The organism is Leifsonia sp. McL0607 (genome assembly GCF_049993355.1).
In the GTDB taxonomy this organism is placed as follows: domain Bacteria; phylum Actinomycetota; class Actinomycetes; order Actinomycetales; family Microbacteriaceae; genus Leifsonia.
In genome coordinates this window covers 2196751-2221083 of the sequence record NZ_CP188253.1, presented here as the reverse complement: position 1 = coordinate 2221083, position 24333 = coordinate 2196751, and the positions used below count along the sequence as shown (strand labels likewise).

At 69.9% G+C, this 24333-nt stretch carries 19 protein-coding genes, 1 tRNA gene and 1 other RNA gene; 6 read left to right on the top strand and 15 right to left on the bottom strand.

All coding sequences use genetic code 11. The features are described from left to right. Nucleotides 1-34: 34 nt before the first annotated feature. The 7 genes from ACPPVW_RS10755 to ffs all read right to left on the bottom strand — a co-directional run bounded on the left by ACPPVW_RS10755 (nt 35) and on the right by ffs (nt 8994). Entirely contained in the window at nt 35-1324 is a 1290-nt protein-coding gene (locus ACPPVW_RS10755; protein ID WP_426623118.1) for an acyl-CoA thioesterase/BAAT N-terminal domain-containing protein, read from the bottom strand. Beyond that, nucleotides 1321-2634: an acyl-CoA thioesterase/BAAT N-terminal domain-containing protein gene (locus tag ACPPVW_RS10750; RefSeq protein WP_426623117.1), complete on the bottom strand. Its 1314-nt coding sequence runs from the start codon at nt 2632-2634 to the stop codon at nt 1321-1323. Before ACPPVW_RS10750 ends, ACPPVW_RS10755 begins: the two co-directional genes overlap by 4 nt. Next, complete coding sequence (locus ACPPVW_RS10745) at nt 2631-3992, bottom strand: acyl-CoA thioesterase/BAAT N-terminal domain-containing protein (protein ID WP_426623116.1); 1362 nt, start codon at nt 3990-3992, stop codon at nt 2631-2633. The genes ACPPVW_RS10750 and ACPPVW_RS10745 overlap by 4 nt, the downstream gene beginning before the upstream one ends. A gap of 15 nt (nt 3993-4007) precedes the next feature. Beyond that, on the bottom strand, nt 4008-5201 hold the full coding sequence (locus tag ACPPVW_RS10740) for an acetate/propionate family kinase (protein WP_426623115.1): 1194 nt from the start codon (nt 5199-5201) through the stop codon (nt 4008-4010). Beyond that, complete coding sequence (gene pta / locus ACPPVW_RS10735) at nt 5198-7336, bottom strand: phosphate acetyltransferase (protein ID WP_426623114.1); 2139 nt, start codon at nt 7334-7336, stop codon at nt 5198-5200. The genes ACPPVW_RS10740 and pta overlap by 4 nt, the downstream gene beginning before the upstream one ends. A gap of 2 nt (nt 7337-7338) precedes the next feature. Next, nucleotides 7339-8781, bottom strand: coding sequence for a DUF1254 domain-containing protein (locus tag ACPPVW_RS10730; RefSeq protein ID WP_426623113.1), 1443 nt, complete (start codon nt 8779-8781; stop codon nt 7339-7341). 116 nt (nt 8782-8897) lie between these two features. Beyond that, nucleotides 8898-8994, bottom strand: an RNA gene (ffs, locus tag ACPPVW_RS10725) — signal recognition particle sRNA small type. A gap of 99 nt (nt 8995-9093) precedes the next feature. Between ffs and ACPPVW_RS10720 the strand changes: the two genes are divergently transcribed. Further along, nucleotides 9094-9181: transfer RNA gene (locus ACPPVW_RS10720), tRNA-Ser, on the top strand. 92 nt (nt 9182-9273) lie between these two features. Here the strand turns inward: ACPPVW_RS10720 and ACPPVW_RS10715 are convergent. Both ACPPVW_RS10715 and ACPPVW_RS10710 read right to left on the bottom strand, forming a co-directional pair. Continuing rightward, on the bottom strand, nt 9274-9993 hold the full coding sequence (locus ACPPVW_RS10715; protein ID WP_426623112.1) for a permease prefix domain 1-containing protein: 720 nt from the start codon (nt 9991-9993) through the stop codon (nt 9274-9276). Beyond that, nucleotides 9990-10331, bottom strand: a complete 342-nt coding sequence (locus ACPPVW_RS10710; RefSeq protein ID WP_426623111.1) for a PadR family transcriptional regulator — start codon at nt 10329-10331, stop codon at nt 9990-9992. The genes ACPPVW_RS10715 and ACPPVW_RS10710 overlap by 4 nt, the downstream gene beginning before the upstream one ends. Before the next feature lie 117 nt (nt 10332-10448). Here ACPPVW_RS10710 and ACPPVW_RS10705 point away from each other — a divergent pair, with 117 nt between their 5' ends. Then, nucleotides 10449-12683 (top strand): PEP/pyruvate-binding domain-containing protein, encoded by a 2235-nt coding sequence (locus tag ACPPVW_RS10705; protein ID WP_426623110.1) that lies wholly within the window; start codon nt 10449-10451, stop codon nt 12681-12683. 340 nt (nt 12684-13023) lie between these two features. On the opposite strand, the gene ACPPVW_RS10700 is transcribed toward ACPPVW_RS10705, so the two are convergent. Together ACPPVW_RS10700 and ACPPVW_RS10695 are read right to left on the bottom strand one after the other, a co-directional pair. Further along, nucleotides 13024-14130 carry a hypothetical protein gene (locus tag ACPPVW_RS10700; RefSeq protein WP_426623109.1) on the bottom strand — a complete coding sequence of 369 codons (1107 nt, stop codon included), beginning with the start codon at nt 14128-14130 and terminating at the stop codon, nt 13024-13026. 17 nt (nt 14131-14147) lie between these two features. After that, nucleotides 14148-15824, bottom strand: coding sequence for an RCC1 domain-containing protein (locus ACPPVW_RS10695; protein ID WP_426623108.1), 1677 nt, complete (start codon nt 15822-15824; stop codon nt 14148-14150). Between the two features lie 166 nt (nt 15825-15990). Here ACPPVW_RS10695 and ACPPVW_RS10690 point away from each other — a divergent pair, with 166 nt between their 5' ends. Both ACPPVW_RS10690 and ACPPVW_RS10685 read left to right on the top strand, forming a co-directional pair. After that, nucleotides 15991-16236 carry a hypothetical protein gene (locus ACPPVW_RS10690; protein WP_426623107.1) on the top strand — a complete coding sequence of 82 codons (246 nt, stop codon included), beginning with the start codon at nt 15991-15993 and terminating at the stop codon, nt 16234-16236. Beyond that, nucleotides 16233-16799, top strand: a complete 567-nt coding sequence (locus tag ACPPVW_RS10685; protein WP_426623106.1) for a hypothetical protein — start codon at nt 16233-16235, stop codon at nt 16797-16799. Before ACPPVW_RS10690 ends, ACPPVW_RS10685 begins: the two co-directional genes overlap by 4 nt. A 14-nt stretch (nt 16800-16813) precedes the next feature. Here ACPPVW_RS10685 and ACPPVW_RS10680 read toward each other — a convergent pair whose 3' ends face one another. After that, nucleotides 16814-17422: a GNAT family N-acetyltransferase gene (locus tag ACPPVW_RS10680; RefSeq protein WP_426623105.1), complete on the bottom strand. Its 609-nt coding sequence runs from the start codon at nt 17420-17422 to the stop codon at nt 16814-16816. 17 nt (nt 17423-17439) lie between these two features. On the opposite strand from ACPPVW_RS10680, the gene ACPPVW_RS10675 reads away from it, so the two are divergent. Then, a complete protein-coding gene (locus ACPPVW_RS10675; protein ID WP_426623104.1) occupies nt 17440-18315 on the top strand; it encodes an aminoglycoside phosphotransferase family protein in 876 nt (291 codons plus the stop codon). Nucleotides 18316-18331: 16 nt separating this feature from the next. Here ACPPVW_RS10675 and ACPPVW_RS10670 read toward each other — a convergent pair whose 3' ends face one another. From ACPPVW_RS10670 to ACPPVW_RS10660, 3 genes are all read right to left on the bottom strand, one after another. Then, a complete protein-coding gene (locus tag ACPPVW_RS10670; RefSeq protein WP_426623103.1) occupies nt 18332-19018 on the bottom strand; it encodes a phosphatase PAP2 family protein in 687 nt (228 codons plus the stop codon). Nucleotides 19019-19451: 433 nt separating this feature from the next. Continuing rightward, on the bottom strand, nt 19452-20258 hold the full coding sequence (locus tag ACPPVW_RS10665) for an FMN-dependent NADH-azoreductase (RefSeq protein WP_426623102.1): 807 nt from the start codon (nt 20256-20258) through the stop codon (nt 19452-19454). 122 nt (nt 20259-20380) lie between these two features. Then, nucleotides 20381-21610 carry a multidrug effflux MFS transporter gene (locus ACPPVW_RS10660; RefSeq protein ID WP_426623101.1) on the bottom strand — a complete coding sequence of 410 codons (1230 nt, stop codon included), beginning with the start codon at nt 21608-21610 and terminating at the stop codon, nt 20381-20383. Between the two features lie 284 nt (nt 21611-21894). Here ACPPVW_RS10660 and ACPPVW_RS10655 point away from each other — a divergent pair, with 284 nt between their 5' ends. After that, nucleotides 21895-24228, top strand: a complete 2334-nt coding sequence (locus ACPPVW_RS10655) for an alpha-galactosidase (protein ID WP_426623100.1) — start codon at nt 21895-21897, stop codon at nt 24226-24228. The last annotated feature ends 105 nt before the right edge of the window (nt 24229-24333 follow it).

Genomic DNA, 24333 nt, shown 5'->3' with positions numbered 1-24333 from the left:
CACACATGCTACTTGCCGCCGCCGACATTCGGCCTCAGCGTCCCGGGACCGATGACGGCGCCGTGAGCGCGGTGAGGATGTCCGCCCACAGGGCCTCCCTGGCCCGCTCGGTGGGCTGCGCGGCCGGCGCCTTCGGCAGCAGCAGCGGTGTGTAGGGCGGCAGGTAGAACAGGTGCGTCGCGTCCGGCGCGCGCAGGTAGGCGTCACCCTCGCGCTGCGGACGCTTGCGCGCCGCGGCGTCGAGCCACGCGCACCCGTTGGCGAGCTCCTCGTCGCGTCCGGCGCAGCCGAGCACCACCGGCCCAGGGATGCGCTCGATGTCGAGCACGGCCGCAGGCGCAGGATCGTGCGTGCCCGTCGTGCAGGGCACCCAGGCTCCGTCGACCGTCACCGCGGGGCTGGGCACAGGGGACGGGCAGATCAGACCGGTCGTGCCTCCCGGCGCGATCGCCCCGTACACCGTCCCGGGATACGCGGCGGCCGCCCAGAGCGCGAGCTGCGCGCCGCGCGACGTGCCGAACGTGAAGATGCGCTGGTCGTCCACGCCGGGCTGCGACCGCAGCCAGCTCAACGCGGAGAGGAACCGCTCGGCAGGGAGGCTGCGGAGCGGGTCGAGCTGCCCGGCCGAACCGTAGGTCGATAGGTCGAGGGTCGGGAAGCCGAGCGCCGCCAGCGTCGCCGAGGTGAGCACCCCGGTCTGCTCGCCAGGGTCGGTGCCGTCGAAGACGATGATGCCCGGCCGTACGCCCTCCGCCGAGCTGGTGGACTGGAAGTAGTCGCCCGTGATCCCGTCGTCGAAGACGGCACGTGCGGGCGCCGCCACGCTGAGGCCGGTGCGCTGCACGCGCGTCTCGGCGACCGGTCGGCCACCGACCGAGGCTTGGAGGTCGACGGAGTACGACGCGCCGCCCCAGGCGACGTCGGAGCCGCCCCACGTGACGTCGGAGGCGGGCGCCTCGCCCGTCGCGCTCCGCATGGTCCAGAACAGCCCCATCCCGTCGGCCCCGGTGAACGGGGCCTCCAGCGGGGCGTCCCTGGCCAGGTCGACCACGCCGTCGGCCGGCACCGCGTAGACGGCCTGCGAGGTCCAGAGGCCGCTGGGGCGCAGCGCTGCGTGAATGGTGACCTGCTGTCCAGGAGGCAGGGACACGATCCGGATGCCGACCGGCCGCCAGACCGGGCTGGGGTTCGCGCTGAGCTGGAAGCGCGGGCCCGCTGCGCCGGGCTGCGCGCCGCAGCCCGCCAGCGCGACCGCCGCGAACGCGACGCCGGCCAGCGCCGCGAGCATGCGGCGACGCACAGTGCGGACCCGCGCAGTGTTCATGGCCCGATCGCTCCCTCCAGCAGGGCGGTCACCCGCGACCAGAATGCCACGCGGGCGTCCTCGGTTGCCTGCGCGGTCTGGGGAGGCAGGTCGCTCAGACCGACGGGAATCAGCGGAGGCGCGCTCAGCTCGTCCGCCGAGCCGTCGGCGAAGAACGTGTCGCCCGCAGCGCGGGACCCGCGTGCCGCGGCGCCCGCACTGATCCAATCGCACGCGCTCGGCAGCAGTTCGTCGGCGGTGCCGCAGGCGAGCAGCAGAGGCCCGGGGATGCGATCGAGCGCCAGAATCGGCGTGTCGGCGATCGCCCGGTCCGGGTCGGCGCACGGGACGGGCCGTCCTTCGTCGAGCAGCGACGGCGCGCCCGCCGCTGACGCGCACAGCTCGGCGGTGGGGCCGCTGGCGGCGATCGCGCCGTACACCAGGGCAGGCTCGTTCGTCGCGAACCAGAGTGCGAGCGGTGCCGCAGGGCCTGTGCCGTAGACGACGATGCGGTCGGGATCCACCCCGGGACGCCGGGCCAACCAGGCGCGGGCGGCGTCGAAGGTCTGCACCGAAAGCGCGGCCGACCCCGGGAGCTGACCCTCGGGGCCGAAAGCCGGCAACGTCAGCACGGGGAAGCCGATGGCCGCGATCCTGCGCGCGGCGAAAGCGCCGGCCGCTGCGCCGTCGTCGCCATCGATCAGCAGCACGCCCGGGCGCGGATGGACGAGCGTCGGCAGCGGCGTGTAGAGGGTGCCCACCCGGAGGCCCGGCCCGTTCGCGGGCGGAACGGCGTCGCCCGCTGCCCCGTCACCCCGCGTCAGATCGGCGACGCTCACGTCGCGCTCGGCGCTCTGCGCCGCGAGCGGCAAGCGCTGCACATGCGTCGTCGCCACCTGCACCCCCTGCTGCTGGGCGGTCAGCGCGATGCGCACGGGACCCTCGGCCCACGCGCGCTCCAGTTGGGTCTGACTCACGGGAGGACCGCTCATGCTCCAGAGCAGCGCTCCGGCGTCGGGGCGCACGTAGGGCGCGGTGATCGGCTGCTGGGAGGACGTGTCGACCATGCCGGTCGGGGGAACCGCGTACAGCGCTCGCGAATGCCACTCCCCTGCCAGGGTCGACGCCGTGGCGGTGAGGACGACGTCCTGCCCCGGCCGCAGACCGGTCACCGAGACGACGACGGGGTCGGCCGTCCCGTTGCCGAAGCGCGCGACGACGATCTGCGCGCCGCCGGCCGGGGCGGTCACGCAGCCGGAGAGCGCCGCAGCCGCCGCGAGCACGACGACCGTCGCCCGCGCCCGCCTCCGTGAGCGCGCCCTCCCGATCACGAGAGCACCGCCCGCAGCAGTTGCTGTCCCACGGCGTCCCAGAATGCGATGCGTGCTCCCTGGGTCGACTGCGCGTCGGCTCCGGAGGCATCGCCTCCGATCGGCAGCGCGATCGGGAGCCCAGGCGGAACCGTCACGGCGTGGGCGGCTCGCGCCTGGATGAGCAACTCGTCGCCGGCGCGCGGCGTCCGGGTGCGCGCGAGCGCACGGAGGTCGCCGCAGGCGCGCGGAAACACCACGTCGTCGCGGCCGCAGCTCAGGACGACGGGTCCGGCGACCTCCTGGAGCGAGGGAGGCGCGGTCACCGGCCCTGGCTCGCGCTCGCACGGCAATCCGACGCTCCCCGCGAAGACGGGTGACGCGCTCGACCCGGCGAGGCACAGCAGCGATGACGCCCCGCCTCCGCCGAACAGGCCGTGCAGCCGCCTCGGGAACGTCGTGGCCGCCCAGACCGCCAGCTGCTCGGCCGCTCCGGTTCCGTAGACGAAGATGTGCCGGGGGTCGACGCCGGTCCGATGATCGAGCCAGTCGAGTACCGCCGAGACCGTGCCGCTGTCGATCACGGTCGAGACGTGCACGCCGTCCGACGAGCTGATCGGGATGACGAACACCGACGCGCCGAACTGCGAGAGCACCGGAGCCGTGAACGCCGACGACGCCCCGGGAGACGGATCGTCGAACATCAGCACCGCAGGCCCGGTCGGCCGCTCGATCGACGCGGCGCTCCAGAAGGTGCCGACCGGCTCGTCCTCGTGCGTCTCGTGGGGAGGCGGCTGGCTGCCGACGTTCTCCGGCGCCAGGTCGTGCGTGTAGACGGTGTCGGCCCGGGAGGTCGCGGCGAGCCCCTGAAGCCGGAACGTGCGGCGCGCGACCACACGATTCCCGTCGGCCGCGGTCAACGTCACCGGGCTGGTGTCGCGCATCCACTGCTGGGCGAGGTCGGCCGGGCCGAGCGACGGACCCCGCAGCGACCAGAACAACCCGGCGGAGTCCGGCTGCACGAACGGGGCGAGCTGCGGGCGGTCACGTGCGAAATCGATCGTCCCGTCGCCGCCGACGTCGTAGGTGGCGCCCGACGTCCACGTGCCACGCGCCGAGGTGAGGGAGGCCGTGATCCGCAGCCGGGTGCCGGGCTGCGCCCCGACCAGCTGGAGCGGTACCGGCCAGAGCACCGAGCTGAACCGGATCAACGGCGGCGTGACGAATCGAGGCCCGACCTGGCCTTCGACGGTCGCGCATCCGCTCAGCGCAGCTGCCAGGGCGAGACCCGCGACGACGGCCGTCGCCACCGCGGCGCGCAGCGCCGCCACCCGGGTGGTCCGTCCGACCCGCCCGGCCTCTTCGCCGCGCCGCGCCATGCCGCACCTGCCCGCTCAGCCCGCGCCGACCGCCTGCAGGCACTGGCGGGCGATCTCGAGCTCCTCGTCGGTGGGCACGACGAGCACGGTCACGCGGGAGTCGTCGGCGCAGATGCGTCTGGCGTCGCTCGAGCCGGCGGCGTTGCGCCCGGGGTCGAGCCGGATGCCCAGCGCCTCCAGGCCCCTGCACACCTCAGCGCGCAGCCTCCAGTCGTTCTCGCCGATGCCGGCGGTGAAGGTCAGCACGTCGAGGCCGCCGAGCAGTGCCGTGTAGGCGCCGATGTAGTGCTTGAGCCGGTGCACGGTCGTGTCGAGCGCCAGGCGTGCGGCGGCGTCCCCCGACTCCGCGGCGTGCCGGACGTCGCGCATGTCGCCGTGCCCGGAGAGCCCGAGCAGCCCGCTGCGCCGGTTGAGCAGCTCGTCGAGGTCGTCGATCCCGAGGCCCGCGCGGCGCGCCAGGTGCACGAGCACCGCCGGGTCGAGATCGCCGGAGCGGGTGCCCATCACGAGTCCTTCGAGCGGTGTCATGCCCATCGAGGTGTCGACCGACCGGCCGCCGTCGACCGCGCACGCGGACGCGCCATTGCCGAGGTGGAGGATGATCTGCTTCAGCTCGCCGAGCGGACGGCCGAGGAACTCGGCTGCCGCGCCGGACACGTACTTGTGGGACGTGCCGTGGAAGCCGTAGCGGCGCACCCGGTGCTTGTCGGCGAGTGCCGCATCGATCGCGTACGTGTACGCCTCTGGCGCGAGGGTCTGATGGAAGGCCGTGTCGAAGACGGCGACGTGCTGGACGTCGGGGAAGGCCTCCTTCGCCGCCCGGATGCCCTGCAGGTTGGCGGGGTTGTGCAGCGGCGCGAGGTCGGCGAGGTCGGCGATGTTGATCTCGACCAGCGGGGTCACGATCGTCGGCTCGAAGAAGCGCTTGCCGCCGTGCACCACGCGGTGCCCGACCGCGGCGAGCGGGTTCTCGTCGAGGCTCGGACCCTCCGCTTCGAACGCCTCGAGCATCACCCTGAACGCCGCCGTGTGGTCCGGGATGGCGAGCGTGGTCTCCCACCTGCCGCGCGGCCCCGTGTGGCGGATGCGCCCGGAGGGCTCGCCGATGCGCTCGAACAGCCCGGAGGCCAGCGCCTCCTCACTCCCGGCGTCGATCAGCTGGTACTTGAGCGACGACGAGCCGCTGTTGACCACGAGCACCGCGCTCATGAGAGCGCCGCCTGAATCGCCGTGATCGCGACAGTGTCGACGATGTCGTCGACCGTCGCGCCGCGCGACAGGTCGTTGATCGGTTTGCGGAGGCCCTGCAGCACCGGTCCGATCGCGACGGCGCCGGCGCTGCGCTGCACCGCCTTGTAGGTGTTGTTGCCGGTGTTGAGGTCGGGGAAGATGAACACCGTCGCCCGGCCGGCGACCTCCGAGCCCGGCATCTTGGCGGCGCCGACGGCGACATCGGCAGCCGCGTCGTACTGGATCGGGCCGGCCACGGCGAGCTGTGGCTCGCGCTCGCGCACCAGCTCTGTCGCCGTGCGCACCTTGTCGACGTCCGCTCCCGCTCCCGAGTCGCCCGTCGAGTACGACAGCATCGCCACACGCGGCTCGATCCCGAACTGCTCGGCCGTCCGCGCGGACGAGACGGCGATGTCGGCCAGCTGCTCGGCCGTCGGGTCGGGGACGACCGCGCAGTCGCCGTAGACGAGCACCCGGTCTGCCAGCGCCATCAGGAACACGCTCGAGACAACGGACACGCCAGGACGCGTCTTGATGATCTCGAACGCCGGCCGGACGGTGTGCGCTGTCGTGTGCGCCGCCCCCGAGACCATCCCGTCGGCGAGGCCCAGGTGCACCATCATCGTGCCGAAGTAGGAGGCGTCGGAGACGGTGTCGGCCGCCTGGTCGACGGTGATGCCCTTGTGGGCGCGCAGCGTCGCATACTCGTTCGCGAAGCGCAGCCGCAGCACGTCGTCGAAGGGACTCAGCACCTCCGCGTTGCTGAGGTCGAGACCGAGCTCGATCGCGCGGGAGCGCACCTCGAACGGCTCGCCGAGAATCGTGAGCCGGACGACCCCGCGCGACAGCAGCGTCGCCGCGGCGCGCAGGATGCGGTCGTCCTCGCCCTCCGGCAGCACGATGTGCTTGTCGGCTGCGCGGGCGCGCTCGATGAGGTCGTACTCGAACATGAGCGGCGTCACGACCTGGTGCCGCGACACGTCGAGCAGCGCCAGCAGTCGGTCAGCGTCGACGAAGCGCTCGAAGAGCGACAGCGCGGTGTCGTACTTGCGCTGCGAGTCGGCGGCCAGCCGCCCGCGGGCGTGCGTGATGCGTACGACCGTCTCGTAGGTGTCGAGGGCGGTGCGCATGATCGGCAGCGGCGACCGCAGCCCGGCGAGCAGGCGCTCGATCGGCTCCGGGAGGTCGAACCCGCCGTTGAGCACGATGCCGGCGATCGAGGGGAAGGTGCCGGACGCGTTCGCCATCAGAACGGCCAGCAGCACCTCCGTGCGGTCGCCCGGCACCACGACCACCGCGCCCTCCACGAGACGCGGGAGGACGTTGTCCATGGACATGCCGGCCACGACGACCCCGAGCGCCTCGCGCGCGAGCAGCTCCTCGTCGCCCGAGATGAGAGTCGCTCCCGTGACCTCCATGATCGAGCGGATGCTGGGCGCGACCAGGAAGGCGTCCTCCGGGATCGCCCACACCGGAGGCCGCTCCGGCCCGGACGCGACCGCTGGGCCGGCGCCCACGACCGCCTCGCCGACCGCTTGCACGATCTGGTCGAGCTGCTCGGAGTCGGCCCGGTTCGCGATGACCGCGACCACGCTCGCGTGCTCCTGGCGCAGCTCGGCGAGGGCGAGCTCGGCCAGCTGCCGCAGCTCCTCCGGCGAGCGCGGATCGGCCTGGCCGAGTCGCTCGCCGAAGCCCTGGCCGATGCGACCTCCCAGCACCAGCAGCACAGGTGCGCCGAGATTCGCGGCGATCCGGGCGTTGTAACCCAGCTCGGTCGGGCTGCCGACGTCGGTGTAGTCGGAGCCGAGGATCACGACCGCGTCGCTGCGCGCCTCCACCGCCCGGAACCGCCGGACGATCTCGCCGAGGGCGGCGTCGGCGTCGGCGTGGACGTCATCGTACGTGACACCGATGGCCTGCTCGTAGGTGAAGTCGGCGCTCACCCGGTCGAGCAGCAGTTCCAGCACGTAGTCGCGTTCCACCGCCGAGCGGGCGATCGGCCGGAACACGGCGACGCGGCCGACGGAGTGCCGCAGTGACTCGAGCACGCCGAGGGCGACGGTCGACTTGCCGGTGTGCCCCTCCGCGGAGGTGATGTAGAGCGAACGGGCCACGGTCAGCGGGTCTCCTCGTCGGTCGGCGGTGTGTAATCGTCCTCGGGGCCCGGGGCCCTCTCGTCGGGCACTCTCTCGATGGGCGAGATCCGATAGCTGCCGTCGAGCACGGAGGGCCCCGGCGCGTACAGCCGCAGCAGCGGCCGGAACGGGCCACGCGGTGCGGGAAGCCAGTTGGCCGCGGCCTTCGCATCGGCCGGGCGGGCGGCGCTCATCGTGATGGTCAGTCCGCCGTCGTCGTCGTACACGATCCCCGGCGTGCGGTCGCCCAGCGAGTAGCGCCCGATCGGGTTGTCGACCAGGTAGTAGTGCGGGAGGTCGTACATCGTGATCGACCAGAAGGCGCCCACCGGCGGGGTGGGATGCAGGCGGAGACGGTATTCGTTCTCCCCGCTGAGCGCCTCCCCATCGGCGTCCACGTAGGTCGGGAAGTAGGCGGCCTCGTACCCGTGGTTGCCCCAGAGCCCGCCGAGCGCCGCGGCGGCACGGTGCGCGTAGCGGGTCGCGGGGTCGGCCAGCTGCCAAGCGGGGCTGTCGAGAGCTCCCACCTCGAAGAAGTCGATGTTGTAGTCGAAGACGTGGAGGTCGACCTGCCAGCCGTCGACCAGCGGGATCGCGGTGTGCAGGGCGGACTCCAGCGCCTGCTTGCCGACGGCGTAGCCCTCCTCCAGCGCCTCGCGGACCTCCTCGGACAGTTCGGCGACCGGCGTCGGGCCGGTGAGCCCGATCGGCTCGTACGTCGCGAGCGTTCGCCCGTCGTGCTCGGCCGGCGGGAACTCCTGCGACCACACCCGCATCCGTTCGAAGAAGGTGAGCGCCTCTCTCGGCCCCGGCTCGACCGACGGGACGCCGGCGGGCGGGGCGAACGACTCGCGGGTCTGGGTCAGCGTCAGCGCATCCTGGAGGGCGTGTACGGCGGGGAGGTCGTCCTCGCCCGCGACCGCCCAGCGGCCGACGATCGTGCCGATGCGGGTCGGGAACCGGATGACGGTCGCGCCCTCCGGAACACCGCTCTCGTCGCTCTCGTCGCTCCCGTCACTCCCGTCGCCCTCCCACCACGGAGGCACGAGCAGGAACGAGCCCGCCTCCGAGCCGGTGGCGCGCGTGCCGACGTAGGCGAAGTTGTCGGTCCAGGCGTCGACGAACTGCAGCACGTAGTACCGGTCGCCGACTGCGGGGACGTCGAGCAGGATCGGCCCGACGCTCAGGTCGAGCTGCGCGACGGAGTACACCGTGTCGTTGTTGATCGACACGAACTCGGTCTCCGGGCCGGCGAGGGTGCGCGCGTGCCCGAACACGTTGAACGGCGTCGCCGGCACCGCGCCCAGTCCCTCCCGGGTGAACCTCTCGACCTGGTCCAGGTCTAACACGAGCGGGAAGCCGACGACATACGCTTCGGACGCCAGTTCGGCGATCCCGTGCTCGACGGATACCTGCTCGGTCATTCGCGCACCTCGACTCGTCGGAGTGTCATTCTACAAAGCGGAGAACAGTATGGAGGGTGTTGGACAGCTGCTGTGCTGACACTCTACGCGGCGCCCTGAACGGGAACCTGAACACGAAAAAAGACCCCCCACGCACCCGCCAGAGCCTGGTTACCCTTGCTGCGTTTCCGCCCTGGGGGAGTTGGCCTGGATGGCGCCACGTGGGGAGCCGCCAACCAGTGTAGCGGCTCCCGCTGGGAGGCCGTGCACGACGGGACCTCCGGCGTCCGCTAAGATATTGTGAGCCGTCGCCCGCAAGGGGGTGGCAACCCAGGAGAATTCGCCTAGTGGCCTATGGCGCACGCTTGGAAAGCGTGTTGGGTGCAAGCCCTCGGGGGTTCGAATCCCCCATTCTCCGCCAATTCTTCAAGCTCTGAATCGATCGGCGAAGAGCGACTCTTCTGGGTGTGCGGTAGTGAACGCGCCGCCGCGGATGGATCCGCCTCGTGCAACTCAGCGCGTCAGGACCAAGGGCGTACTGAGGAGATGTCGCGTACGAAGGCAGCGCGACGTCGCCCAGATCGCCGACGGCAGACGAATCAGGCTTGCGGTGACCGCCACGACGACGAGGCCGGCTGTGAACGAGCTGCCCGATCCCGTTGCGAGTCGAACGGTCAGGGTGGTGAGCACGAGCAGGTCGCCGGCGATGCAGACGAGGCCGACCAGGACCGCCGCAGAGACGGCGCGTCGGGATGACGTCTCGGGAAGCCACCGAATCAGCGATCCTGTCGTAGCGAGAACCAGAAGCCCGGCTGCGACGGCGATGGCCACGACGGGCAGGATGGGGATCGCGGTCAGCAGTTCACCAGGGTGCGACACCCATCCGGCTGGCGCCAGCAACAGCAACCACCAGAGGCCCACCAACGGCCCGGTGGCGAGGAGCCACCGCAGCACTGCGCGGGCTTCGGCGATGGCGAGCTCGTCGACAAACCCTGCCGCAACCGACTTCGCCGACCCCAACTCGGCCACAGCTGCCCTCGCGGCTTCGGGTGCACCCAGGCCGTGCCTCCTGAACTCTCGCACTGCGGATTCGAGGTCGACGGCGATCTCCTCGGCCACTCGCGCCCTGAGCCGAGCGGGTCCACGGAGGTAGGAGTTCAGCTCTGCCATGTAGTCCTCGATGGCGTCGTTCGGCTGGGGCAGTCCTAATCGGGCGTCAGGAATCCGGCTCACGACGCGGCCTCCGGCCACTGACTCCCTCGGAGCAGAGCCGTGACGGCCCCCGCGAACTCGGCCCAGCTGGCACGTTCGTCGTTGAGAGCCCGCCGACCCGATGAGGTGAGTTCGTATTCGCGTCGCCGCCGGCCGCCGATGACGTGCCAGTGGCTGCCGACAAGGCCGGCACGTTCGAGTCGATGGAGTGCCGGATAGACCGTGCCTGTCGGCAAGTCGAAGGTACCTCCGCTGCCCGCGCGCAAGGCCTCGATGATGGCGTACCCGTGCCGTGGACCGCCCTCGAGCACAGCGAGGAGGAGCCCATCCAGATGCCCCTTCAGAGCTTCTGATCTCACGACAACCACCACTTCCGCCACAGCGATGGGGCGCCGAAGCACGTCTGGCTTTTCGCCCCACTGAGACTTATAGTAGCAGCACTACATGTAGTGTTGCTACCTATTGGCGGGGTTCCCATGGACGTATCACGAACGCTTCCCGAACTGTCGGACTCCACGACTCACCGGGCGCTGTGGGGAAGCAAGGCGGCCAACCTCGCGACAGCCGCGTCCGCCGGCTTCCGGGTTCCGCCCGGCTTCGTCGTCACCGACACGGCCATTGCGGCACTGGGAGAGCAGTTCGATGAGGTTGTCGCTGCAGCCGCTGCCCGCCTCGCAACCGACCGGTTCGCCGTGCGCTCATCCGCGTCGGCCGAAGACCTCGCCGACGCGTCTTATGCCGGCCTGTACGAGACACGGCTCAACGTGGAGCTGGCCGACCTCCCGAAGGCGATTCGGAGCATCTTCGCCTCGTCGCGGACTGAGCGCATTGCCGCCTACGAATCGCGACGATCCAGTGCGTCACAATCGCACATGGCGGTTCTCGTTCAAAGCATGGTCGCACCGATCGCAGCGGGAGTCGCATTCTCTGCGAATCCATTGACGGGAACCCGGGCTGAGGCAGTCATCAGCGCGGTGCACGGCCTCGCTGAACCCCTGGTCTCCGGCGAAGCGACCGGCGAGCACTGGGTCGTGAAGGGTGAAACGGCACACCGCGAACAGAACCACGATGTCCTCGCACCCGCCGAAGCGATTTCAGTGGCAGAGCTCGCGCATCAGATGGAGGTGGTTTTCGGCTCGCCACAAGACATCGAGTGGGCCATCGACAGCGAGCGCGATCTGTTCCTCATCCAAGCCCGGCCGATGACAGCACTCCCCGAACCTGTCGACTGGACACCCCCGGGCCCAGGCCTCTGGTCCAGGAACTTCCGCATCGGAGAATGGCTTCCCGAAGCGATGACTCCGCTGTTCGCCCAATGGATCGTCCCGCGCCTCGAAGCCGGCTACCTCGACGGAATGTGGGCCTCAGCGCGCGTGCGAGTACCGTTCCGCTATGCCACCGTGAACGGCTGGTACTACAACGCGACCCCGACGCCATCACCGCGAACGCTCTGGCGCGTGCTGGTCGACAGCCGCGGGCAGGGACCGTGGTTTCTCTACAACGTGCTCGCTCGCGTCTCGAGCAACCCTCCTGCGGCGGACCACGCTGTGCTGCACAACATGGAGATCGAATGGCGCGAGCAGATCCTCCCGGCATATCGGACGTTCGTGGAATCGGCAGAAGCACCCATGACGACGACCGACGCTGAGAGACTCGTCGATCGCATCTGTTCGATCGCAGGCCAGTATCTCTGGTCGCTCGCGGTCGTCGGGGGGTCTGCTTGGAAGATGGAAGGCGCGCTCAGCAAGTTCTGGGCAGCCCACCTGGCATCACGACTGAGCGGGACTGCGGCCGGTGAAGCGGGCGCGCAAGTGCTTCTGCGCGGGCTCACCCGCATTGACAGCGCCCCTCCCGCTCACGCGGTCTACTCCCTGGACTGGTATTTTCCGACGGCGGGCGAACGCTTGATGGATCAGCCTCCACCTTTGCCGAGAACGACCGGAGATCGCACACGATTCGACGCGCTTACAGAGACCCGAACCGCGGTCGAAGCCGCTGCCCGACGGGTGCTCGACGACCAACCCCGCCTCCGAGTCGACTTCGACGCACTCCTCGAGGTCGCCCAGCGATATGCGATCCTCCGGGAGCAACAGACCCGCGACCTCACACTCGGATGGCCCTTGCTACGCCGATGCGCGCAGCGCCTGGGTCGCGAACTCGCGCATGCTCACGCGATCGAGAGCCCAGAAGACGTCTATTTCCTCGAGCTCGACGAGCTTCGCGACCCGACCGCCGATCACCGCGACCACGCCCACCACCGCCGCACCAGGTGGGAGTCGCAACGCCACCTGAACGCTCCCCTCACACTGGGCACCCCGCCGCGCCTGATTGGAGATCCGATCGCACGTGCGGTGAGCCGAGCCAGGAGCGACTCCGCCGTGCCCGAAACCGCGATTGTCGGACATCCCGCCAGCGGCGGACGAGCCACTGGCCCAGTCCGGATCGTCTCCGGGCTCGACGACTTCGATGACTTCCAACCGGGAGACATCCTCGTGGCCAAGGCCACCGCCCCCGCTTGGACCCCTCTCTTCTCCCGAGCGGCTGCAATCGTCACCGACGGCGGCACCCTCGCTGCCCACGCATCCCTCATCGCCCGCGAATACGGCATCCCCGCCGTCGTCGGCACCGGTGACGCAACGACACGGCTTCACAGCGGACAAATCGTCACGGTCGACGGCGGAGCCGGAACAGTCGCAGCTGTGCACGACTGAGCCTGGCGAGCAGGAAGTCGCCCTTCTCGAGCGGGATGACCTCGTCGCTCAACTCCGAGAGGTGGTCGAGAGCTGGCACGCCCTCGTCCGTCCGTTCGAGCCACCGCTCAGTCGGCGTCGAGCGTCTCCTTGGTCACCCCCTCCCCGAGCCCGCCTGGGGCTCGCGCGTCGTCGTCCGGGAGTCCGCCTGACGCCAGAGAACCCGCCGACCGAGCTCGAGGGTGTGGGGATGTGGCCGACGCCACTGAGCCGACCGCTGAGCCGACCACCGTTGCGTGCTGACGACGCAGCTTCCCTAGTGTCGTAGACGGTCCTCTCGCGCCGCTGAGCGTGCGCGCCGTCATGCGGTCATCGGCGCTGTGACGCGATCGGGGAACACTCCCTTCACAAGAACCCCCCGCTCCACCAACTGCCCGATGACGCGTTCGACGTGGGCGAGGTCACTGACGTTGCCGGAAACAGAGGCCAGCTCCGCGACGACGCCCTCCGCGAGAATGCGCTCGGGACAGGGAGCCTCGAGCATGCGCCATACGAGTGCTCCCACCCCTGCGAGAGCCACAAGCTCCAGCCCGAGCTGCAGATAGCAGGTCTCGCCGATCCAGACCTCGTCGTCAACGCGAGCGCGAGCGACGCTTTGCACCAGCGCCGCGTCGTCGAGCAGTCGGAGCATCAACGGTGGAAGGTCCTCGGCGTCGCGATAGCGGACGCGGATGACACCCCCGCATTCTGTCATCAGGGCAGTCAGGGCGGCGAGCGACCGGGTCGAACGCCCGAAGGAGCTGACGTTCGGGACGATCGACTCTGCGGCCGTGTGGACATCCAGCGGCCACGCTTCCGGCGCCCCGGAGTGCTCACGGTGGCGGTCGAGGACGACAAGCCGGCGCAGTCGCAGCTCGCCTCGGTGCCGGGTCATGCCGAGCGCGTCGGGATGCGCCTGCCGTTTCCAGGGACGACCATGATCGACGATGGAGATCGGCTTGGCGAACGGGAGCACGCGGCGACTTCGTCCGACGGCGACGACCTCGTCGGAGAGGTAGCCGAGCGTGCGGCCCAGGACCTGCGCCGCGGTCGACTTGCCGGCACCAGATGGTCCGACGAGGGCGGCCACCGCGCCCGAGGTCGGATGTGATAGCCCTGCAGCGTGAAGGAGCGTGAACGCATCGGATCGGCGTTCGATTGCGATGCGGGTGACGGCGGAGGAGAGGAGCTCGGACAGCTCCGGGACCGTTCGCGCCGCGATGACGAAACGCTGACGTGCCAGGAGCGACCAGTCGGGCATCGCCGGCTGTGGTGCGCGCGGGTCGAGCTCGGCCACAAGAACCGCCGCCGGGGACGTGCCGCGCGGAGCACGGCACCAGGACCACGATTCCACCAGGTCGGTGAGATCGGTGTCCGGTGCCGCGCTCCGGTCGATGACGACATCGATGACGACATCCAGGGCCGTCACGGCGAATCGGAGCGTGTTCAGGTGCTCTGCGGGACGGTCACCATCACGGAGTATCCCGTCGCCGCGACGTGGGACACCGGCCCCGGCAGCCCGACGACCTTCGCGGGACGGAGGACAGGGTTTCCTGACACTCCCGTACCGGTCTGACCCGCTGCGTTCCTGCCCCAGCCCATCATCGTCCCATCGGCGAGCAGCGCGACCATCGTGCTCGCGCCCACGCTGAGAGCGGTGACAGCCGCACCGAAGGAGTGCTGAAGCGGTGCTCCCGCCGAGGTCGAGTTGAGCCCATTGCCGTTGGCGCCGTATTGATTGCGACCCCAGACCCACGCACTGCCGTCCTCCATGACGACACCGGCATTGCTGTAGGCGCCGTAGACGCGGAGCGCCTTTCCGCGGCCGGCCAGGATCTGCACGGCCGTGGACCTGTTTGTCGTGGTTCCGTCGCCGACCTCGCCGTAGCTGTTGGAGCCCCACGAGTAGACGCGGCCGTCTGCGGTTACGGCTGTCGCGCCGTAATAGTGTCCGTCGACGTCGATGACGGGCGAGTCGGTGGGGAGGCCCCTCACCGGGGACGCGCCGCTCTGCACCGCGCCACTGACCACGCCGTTGCCGAGCGCCCCACCGGTCTGGATGCCCCAGGTCCAGACTTCGCCGTTCTCGAGGAGAACGTAGGCGCTCTGCCTGGTCGCAGTGACCTTCACGATCCGCGCGGTCAGCTTCTGCGGATTGTTCTCGAAGTTGAGCCGTACCGGAGTGCTCTGATTCGCTGCGACGTTCGTCTTGCTCGTGGCCTGGAACAGTCCTTGATTCCCGCTCGCGCCCCAGCCATACACCGAGCCGTCCGACATGAGCGCGTAGCTCCGGTCGTATCCCAAGCTGATCTGCGTGACGGCCAGGCCCGCGGGGAAGCGGCTGGTGATGTCCCGAGGGGTGAGCGCCTGGCCCCCGCCGGTGAGGTTGGAGTTCGCGTCGGAGCCCCACGCCCACACGCGATCCTGATCGTCGATCGCGAACACTCGGTGGTTCTCGCTGCCGAAGATCCCCTTGATGGAGTTGACGGACGAGGGCAGGCTGACGGCGACGGGAATGAGTGACGCTCGTGTCGAGCCCGTTCCCAGGACGCCGTACGTGCCCGTTCCCCACGACCAGATGTCGCGCAGGTCGGATATACGGAGCCACGCTTGGGCGAGCTGCCCCTTCGAGGTGGTTCCCGGGACCGAGATCACGACGGCGTTGATGCGCAGGGAGCCGCCGATCGGGCCGGCGACGACGATTGGACGCAGCCATCCTCCGTCGTCGGTGGTCAGGGAGATGGTCGTCTTTTGAACGCCGCCATCAAGGAAGTACGCCGTCGGCGGGATACTGGGAGTACTCTCATCGGGGTTGGTCTGACCGTCGTCGTTGCCGCTCGGCGCTTCGATCGTCAACTGGATGATGGCGCCGCCGACGGGGACATTGCCGACGTCGAGAAGGCGGAGGATGACAGCCTCGGGTCCGTCGAAGGCCTGGCCGGGGACCGCGCGGTACACCTCCTTGGTGAAAGCGAGGGTGAGAGCCGTCACGGGCGGCGCCGAGACTGCCGCAGCGGGGGTCGCGAATGCGACGGTGACGGCTGGGACCGACCAGGCGGCGGTCGCGATCGCAGTTCTCCGGCTCAGGCCGGCGGGCTTCTCGGGAATGATGGTGTCCGTCATTTTTCGGGGTCCTAGGGTCGGGGTCATCTGGGGTTTCCCAAGTAATATTTCCCATTTAAACCTAGGTTGTCAACTCCTAAGTTTTACATGTCTTTTGCTTACATTCTACCTTCTACCGCCTGCAGGTCCATGGTGAGATGCTGCATTGGTGTGCTATAGCTATACGGTGACCGGCACCATGTTCAGCCAGCTCTGCGCGACCGTCGCGCTCGCGGTGGTCACCGTACTGATCGGTCGCTCGATGCACGACCCGGCTACCATCGTGCTGTTCGCCGTGGGTGTGCTCGCCACGATCCTCTCCGCCTTCCGTGTGCGCTCCCTCCGGGTGCGGGCGCTGGCCGAGCGCGAGCGGCGTGTCCCCCAAAATGCCGCTACCGACGACGAAGGGAATCCGTCAGGCTCATCTCGATGAGCAGGCAGCAGGGGTCGGAAGTCGAGGCGGACGTGGCGCCGGTCGTTGTGCTGCGCCCCGATCGCGACCTCTTCGCGCGCGGTCTCACGGCAATCCTGGCGCTGACGACCCCGGTCTTCGCGGTCCTCTACTGGCTCACCATCCCGGATGGCGACTGGACCTTCGTCCTTGGCGCGCATGTGCTCGTCGTGCTCGCGACGATCGTCGGCGTCTACAGGTTCTTCAGCGCGACGGTCACGCTGCGCGCCGACGGCGTGCGGGAGCGCGGGTTCTTCGGTCGCACGCGGCTCGTGCGCCCGCTCGACGTGCGCTCCATCCTGATGCTGCGCCTCTACGACGGCAGCACCCTCGACACCCTCCCGCAGCTCTTCGTCGCGGACCACGACGGCCAGGTGCTGCTGCGGATGCGGGGCCAGTTCTGGTCGGCGGAGGACATGGAGCGCGTCGCGGAGGAGCTCGACCGACCAGTGACACGTCCCGAAGACTTCATGACGATGGCCCAGCTGCGCCGCATCTCCCCCGAACTGCTGTATTGGTTCGAGCGGCTGCCGCGGTTTCGGTAGGTTTCCGCGCGCGCTCACACCTCGGTGTCGGTCGCGATGCCCAGCACGGGCGAGCCGGGGCTGCTCGACGGCAGCTCGCGGAAGCCGAGCCGCCGATAGAACGCCAGAGCGGAGGCGTTGGCTGACGACACGCGCAGGAACACCCCCGGCACGCCGCGTTCGTGCAGCGCGGCCAGCAGCCGATCGATGAGCCGGCGGCCGAAGCCCTGCCTCTGGAGCTCGGGAAGCAGGTCGATGTGCAGGTGCGCCGGAAACCTGTCGACCTCCGGGACGATGCTGCTCCGCGGGTCGAGTCCCCACCCGATGACCTGCCGCTCATCGGCGTTCGGGGCGGAGTCGAGAGGGTGGGCGGTACGGAAGCGGGGCAGCCAGTTGTCGTCGTACCAGCGGGCGAAGGCCCGGCTATTCTCGACGGCGATGATATATCCGGCCACCCGCTCGCCGGTGTCGACCACGAACGCGAGATCGGGCTGGTAGGCGAGGTAGGGGCCGGCGAAGATGTCGGGCAGCAGCGCGTCGTCGGAGTACAGGCCGGTCGCGTCCGCGCCCGCTGCCCCCGTGCGCACGCACACGTCGTAGACGTCGTCGCGGTCGGTTGGCCGGTACGGACGGATCGAATGCACCGTGAAAGTATGGCAGCGTGACCTCCTCCAGTGTCGCCGGGCCGGGCCGCGCCGATCCCGATGCCCTGCTGGCACCGTGGAGGAGCCGCTGGGGGCTGGTGGCGGACGGCGCCGCCTTCGCTACGCCGTCGAGCGTGCTGCAGCCGGTCCGCCGCAGCGGTACGGCTGCATACCTGAAGCTGGCGACCGTGGCCGAGGAGGCCGCGGGCGGGCGGGTGCTGCGCTGGTGGGCGGGCCGCGGCGCGGCAGCGGTCCTCGCCGCCGACGACGACGCGTTGGTGCTCGAGCGCGCGGGCGGCGATCGTGATCTGGCAGCCTTGGCGGTGTCGAGCGCGGCTGGCGACGAAACGGCCACGCGCATCCTGTGCCAGACCGCGCTGCGCCTCCACACGGTCGACGACCTCCCGAGGCCGGAGGGGCTGGTCGATCTGCGGCGCTGGTTCAGCGAGCTGTTCGAGCACGCCGCAGCGCATCCGACCGCCCACGACGGACTGTTCGTGCGCGCGGCCGCGGAGGCGGAGGCCCTGCTCGCGACACCCGCCGGCGATGTCGTGCTGCACGGCGACCTCCACCACGGCAACGTCCTGGACTTCGGCGAGCCCCGGAGCGGGGGTCGCGGCTGGCTCGTCATCGACCCGAAGCACGTCCACGGCGATCCCGCTTTCGACTTCGCGAACATCCTGTGCAACCCGGGCTGGGAGGTCGCACTTGCGCCCGGCCGGATGGAACGCACGGTGCGCGTCATCGCGGACGAGACCGGGATCGAAGAACCGCCTTTGCTGCGCTGGGCGCTCGCGTGGGCCGGGCTGTCGGCGGCGTGGTCGGAGCGGAGCGGCGAAGACCCCGCGATCGCCGTCGGAGTCGGGACCCTGATCATGCGCTCCTCGGCCTGAGCGCGCGCCCACGGCTTCAGCGCGGGCCGGTGCGCCGGAGGAACGGGTGCGGTCTCGCGCTCTCGAGAGCGAGTCGATAGGCGAGAGGTGCCCACACGATGACGGCGACCCCGGCGCCGAGAAGCAGGCCGCCGATCGTGTCGCTCAGCCAGTGCGCGCCCAGGTACGTGCGGCTGATCGCCATCAGCACCGCCCAGGCTGTGCCCGCGCACCACACCCACACCCGCGGGAACAGGATGCCGAAGACGACCGCCATCGTCGCCGCGTTGGCCGTATGCCCCGACGGGAATGAACCAGGATCGGCGATCACGAGGATCTCCGACGGCCGGGCGCGCCCCACGGTGTGCTTGAGCAGCTGCACGCAGATCACCGAGAGCACGCTGGCGAGCGCGAAGTACGTCGCACCCCACGGCCTCCGGAAGGCGAGAAGAAGGAGGAAGATCACCACCGGGATCACCACCGAGCCCAGGATCCCGCCACCCACGTAGTTGAAGAACAGCGCCGGCACCGTCCAGACCGGGGAGCGATGCTCGACGACCTCCTCCATCCACTTCAGGTCGACCGCGAACGGCTCGGTCGGGCGGAAGGCGATGATCGCCCCGAGCAGCAGGACGAGGCCGACGGCGACGGAAGCCGAGATGAGGGGCCAGCGTCGCTGGACCTGCGCGGCTGAGTGGAGCTCGTGCGGATTCGCGCCGGTCATGGACTCACCGTACCGTCGAGCGCGACGCATCCGCTCGCATTCGACATCCTCGCCGACCGGCCTTTCGACCTCGCGACCATCGTCCACAACAGTCGCGTGTCTGGGCGCGACGGGCCGCAGCCGAATCGCGATCGACGTCGGCCGGTGTGGAGCGGTTCTGAGGCGCACAGTTCAGCGGGGTGCTGGCTGACGTCGACAGATCGGTCCAGCCAGCCGTACGAGCCCTGGGGCCACTCGACATGGACAGCGGTGGTCGGAGAAGAAACCGATCTCGGTACCACTGACGTGATCGTCCGCCCGGTGCCCTTTCAGGTAAGGATCACTCGCATGGTATGTGCCCGCGTTCGCTCCAATCCGAGGCACTTCGCGAGCGCAATGGACGTGAATGCTCGCCGGAGGAGTATTCCCCGGAAGTTCCGAGACGGACGCCAGTTCAGCTGCCCGGTCCGAGAAGGTGATCCGCGAGCGATCCGACAAGGCCGTCGAGTTCCGCGTGCGCGTGGCGTCGCGACGTGTCCGGATCCTGATTGAGCACCGTGGGCGCGAAACGGACGTGGTCTGCGTCCACGATGCCGACGAAGTTCAGCCAGTCCTCCACGAACGTGGTCGAGAAGTCGGAGCCGAACGCGGGCGGTACTCCCGGGTGGTACACACCCGATGTGTGGATTGCGACGGCCTTCTTTCCTGTCATCAGCCCGGAATAGCCATGTTCTGGATCGAATCCAAAGCTCCAACCCGGTTGCGTGATGATGTCGATCCACTGCTTGAAGACGTATGGCACTCCGGCGTTCCACATCGGGATGTTGAAGACGTAGGCGTCCGCCGACGCGAAGTTGTCGAACACGGCGCGAGCGGCTTCCCACGCGCGCTTCTGGTCGGGCGTCTGCTCGCTTCCCGTGAAGACCGCCATTTTGGCCTGGGCGGCCGCGATGCCGAACTCAGGGAGAACACCCGGCTTGAACAGATCCACCGTGTGGATGTCGAGACCGGGCACCTCCGCCTCCACCGCTCCCAGAAAGCTTTGAGCCAGCGCCAACGACTGGCTATGGGCGTCGCGGGGACTGGCATTGACGTGCAGGATGGAAGGCATTGGTTCCTCTCGTTGTAATTTCAGACTACACATTTCGCTCGTGAGCGCGTCGAGGAGGAAAGGCGCGGAAACGCCCTCGGGCACGCCGACGTGCTCGTCAGTGTCGGCCCGGCCGACGGGAATCACGCAGAGAATGCGCCGGCGTTCCACTCGCCACACGCTGAGATCGACGGCACTCTCACCCGCTCTGTGATCACACGACTCGACACCCCTTAGATGCCAATCGGGCCGGGCCGACACGAGATGCGGCGCACAGAAGACGCAGCCTGACCTCAGTGCGCGAGCTCGGGAACCGTCCCCGGGCGTACGATCAGCCACAGTGCGGCGATGGAGACCGTCGCGCAGATCGCCATCATCGCGCCCATCGGCGCCGCGCTGCTGGTTCCGAGGAGGCCGACGATCGGCGAGAAGACGCCGGCCGCGCCGAAGTTGAGCGCGCCGAGCAGGCTCGCCGCCGTTCCGGCCTCGTGGCCGTGGCTGTTCAGCGCGAGCACCTGCACGCAGGGGAACCCGAATCCGCACGCTGCGATGAAGAACCAGAGCGGCACGGCTACGCCCCAGATGCCGACGTGCGCCTGGTCGAGCGCGACGATGGCGAGCGACGCGACGAGCATCACGATGGTCGCGACCGCGAGGATCCACTGCGGGCCGAAGTACTTCGTCAGCCGGGAGGCCGACTGCACACCGATGATGATGCCGATGGAGTTGACCGCGAACAGGAGGCCGTACTCCTGCGGAGTGAACTGATAGAGGCCCTGGAAGATGAAGGGGCTGGCAGACAGGTACGAGAACAGGCCCGTGAAGTTCGCGGCTCCCACGATGGCGATGCCGACGAAGACGCGGTCGCTCAGCACGGAGCGATAGCGCTGGCCGACGGTGGCATGGCCGGCGTCGTGCCGGCGCGCCTTCGGGAGGGTCTCGGCGATCCACAGCGAGACGCACACGATCACGAAGAGGCCGTAGCCGGCGAGGACGACGAAGATGCCCTGCCACGGCATCACCAGCAGCAGCCACGACCCGAGCACAGGGGCGAGCACCGGGGCGAGCCCGTTGACGAGGGCGAGTCTGCTGAGCATGCGCACGAGCGGGCGGCCTCCGAACAGGTCGCGCACCATGGCCATCGCGACGACACCGCCCGCGGCAGCGCCGACCCCCATCAGGGCTCGCGCCGCCCCGAGCAGCTCGACGTTCGGCGCCACAGCCGCTGCGAGACAGGCGAGGATGTGCACGCCGGTCGCGGCGATGAGCGGCATCCGACGGCCGACCTTGTCGGACCACGGGCCGACGACCAGCTGGCCGAGGCCGAAGCCGATCGTGGTCGCCGTGAGGGTGAGCTGGATCATCGCCGTCGAGACGCCGAAGTCCGACTCGAGTGTCGGGAGCGCGGGAAGGTACATGTCGATTGTGAAGGGCCCGAGTGCGGTGAGCGCGCCGAGGATGAGGATGTATGCCAGGCGCTGGCGGCCGGAGAGCGAGTCGCCGGGATGCACGACGGTGGTCACGAAGAGACGTCCTTCTGCTGGAGTGCGGGTGGGGGCAGGGCCGCGCCCGGCGCTGGACGCAAAAATGGCAGCATCGCGGCGAGCGCGGTGCTGGAGGTGGTGCGGGGATGGTGCGGGAAGGCCGGCCGTTCGAATCGATTCGATTGCGGGCGCCTCCAGATCCTATCTGATTTCGAAGTGCTATGTGAACGTGCACATGCCTCGGTTTGTATGGGCCCCCGCGCGCGAGGCGGCACCCATGTGCGATAGTTTTGCGAAGGAATTATGTGCGGGAGGAACGCCGAATGAGCGTGGAGACCATCCATCTGACAGCGGGCGGCGTGAGCGTGCTTCTCGATGTGCGCGGCGGCCTCCTGCCGTCCATCGCGCACTGGGGCGCGGCGCTCGGCGACCTGAGCGCCGAGGACGCACGGGCCATCGTGCTCGCCGGCGTGCCTCCCCAGGCCGGCAACACGGTCGACGAGCCCATCCGCGTCGCGATCCTCCCCGAGCAGCGCACCGGGTGGCTCGGGAGGCCGGGGCTCAGCGGCAGCAGGGACGGGCAGGCGTGGTCGCCATGGTTCCGGGCGGTGAGCGTGCGGGCGTCCGAGGGCGTTCCGTCCGGACCCGACAGCGGCAGTGCTGCCGACAGCGGCACCGACGTCGTCCCCGGCACCTCTCCCGGCGCGCACCTCACGCTCCCCGAGGGCGGCACGGTCACCGTCACCGCGCGCGACGACATCGCCGAGCTCGAGCTGGTCCTCGACCTCCACCTCTCCCCCGCCGGTGCGCTGCGCACCGCAGCGACCATCACCAACCTCGGCGCGCCCTACCGGCTCGACGAGCTCTCCCTGGCCCTCCCGCTGCCGGCGCGCGCTCGCGAGACGCTCGACTTCGCCGGGCGCTGGGGCAAGGAGCGCACGCCGCAGCGCGGCGAGCTGCGGGTCGGCACGCACCTGAGGGAGGGGCGCCGTGGCCGCACGGGCGCCGACGCGGCGACGCTGCTCACCGTCGGCGAGCCCGGGTTCGGCTTCGCGCGCGGCGAGGTATGGGGCGTCCACGTCGGCTTCAGCGGCAACCACCGCCACTACGCCGAGCGACTGTCCACCGGCGAGCAGGTGGCCGGCGGCGGCGAGCTGCTGCTGCCGGGCGAGCTCACCCTCGGACCGGGCGAAAGCTACCGCACGCCCTGGCTGTTCGGCGTCTACGGCGACGGGCTCGACGACCAGGCCCAGCGCCTGCACCGGCACCTCCGCTCTCGGCCGCAGCATCCGCGCCGCCCGCGGCCGGTGACGCTCAACGTGTGGGAGGCCGTCTACTTCGACCATGACCTCGATCGCCTCGTCGACCTCGCCGAGCGCGCCGCAGCGATCGGCGTCGAGCGGTACGTGCTCGATGACGGCTGGTTCCGCCACCGTCGCGACGACCACGCCGGACTCGGTGACTGGTACGTGGACGAGACCGTCTGGCCCGACGGCCTCACCCCGCTGATCGAGCGCGTGCGCGGCCTCGGGATGGAGTTCGGTCTCTGGTTCGAGCCCGAGATGGTCAACCTCGATTCCGACCTGGCCCGTGCGCACCCCGAGTGGATCATGCAGACCGGCGGGCGGCTGCCCGTGGAGTCCCGGCACCAGCAGGTGCTGAACCTCGGCATCCCTGCGGCGTACGCATACATCAGGGACCGCATGGTCGACATCCTCGAGAGCAACGACATCGCCTACATCAAGTGGGACCAAAACCGCGATCTGGTCGACGCCGGTACGGCGCCGGGCGGCGAGCCGGGGGTGCACGCCCAGACGCTGGCGACCTACCGGCTGATGGACGAGCTGAAGCAGCGCTTCCCCGACGTGGAGATCGAGTCGTGCTCCTCCGGCGGCGCCCGGGTCGACCTCGGCGTGATCGAGCGCACCGACCGGGTGTGGGTCTCCGACTGCATCGACCCGCTGGAGCGTCAGGAGATGCACCGCTGGACGCAACAGCTCCTCCCGCCGGAGCTCCTCGGCGCCCACATCGCCTCCGGGCGTTCGCACACCACGCACCGCGAGCACGACCTCGCGTTCCGGGCGGCGACGGCACTGGTCGGGCACCTGGGCATCGAGTGGGATCTGGCGCGAGCGAGCGAGGACGAGCTGACCTCCCTCGCCGAGTGGATCGCCTTCTACCGGGAGCACCGCGACCTCCTGCACGGCGGCGACCTGGTGCGGATGGACGACGTCGACCCGACCCTGTGGATCAGCGGGGTCGTCGCGCCGGACCGATCGCGCGCGCTGTACTCGCTGGCATTCCTGGGCCGATCCGCGGAGGGGCCGCTCGGCCGCATCACCCTGCGCGGCCTCGACCCCGACCGCCGCTACCGCGTGCTTCCGCTGGCCCTGGGCGACCCTGCGGGCGGCTACCGCGTGCCGCCGTGGTTCGCGGGGGCGGCGGGCGCCTCGTCCGGCCCGGCGGGCACCGACGGCGTGACCCCGCTGTCGCGCTCGCTGGGACCGACCGAGGTGGAGGGCGTCGTCCTCTCCGGCCGCGCCCTTGCGACGGCTGGCCTTGCCGCGCCGCTGTCGTATCCCGACCGGGTGTGGCTGGTGGAGGTGAGGTCCGTGACTCCGGAGGCCGCACGCGACACGCCGCCGGCGTGGCCGTAACTCCGGAACCTCCAGCGAATCCGGGCCCGGCCTCCGGAGTTGCCGACGCCCGGCCCACCGTCAGGGCTGTCCGTAACTCCGGAGGTCCACTACGGTGCGGCGGGA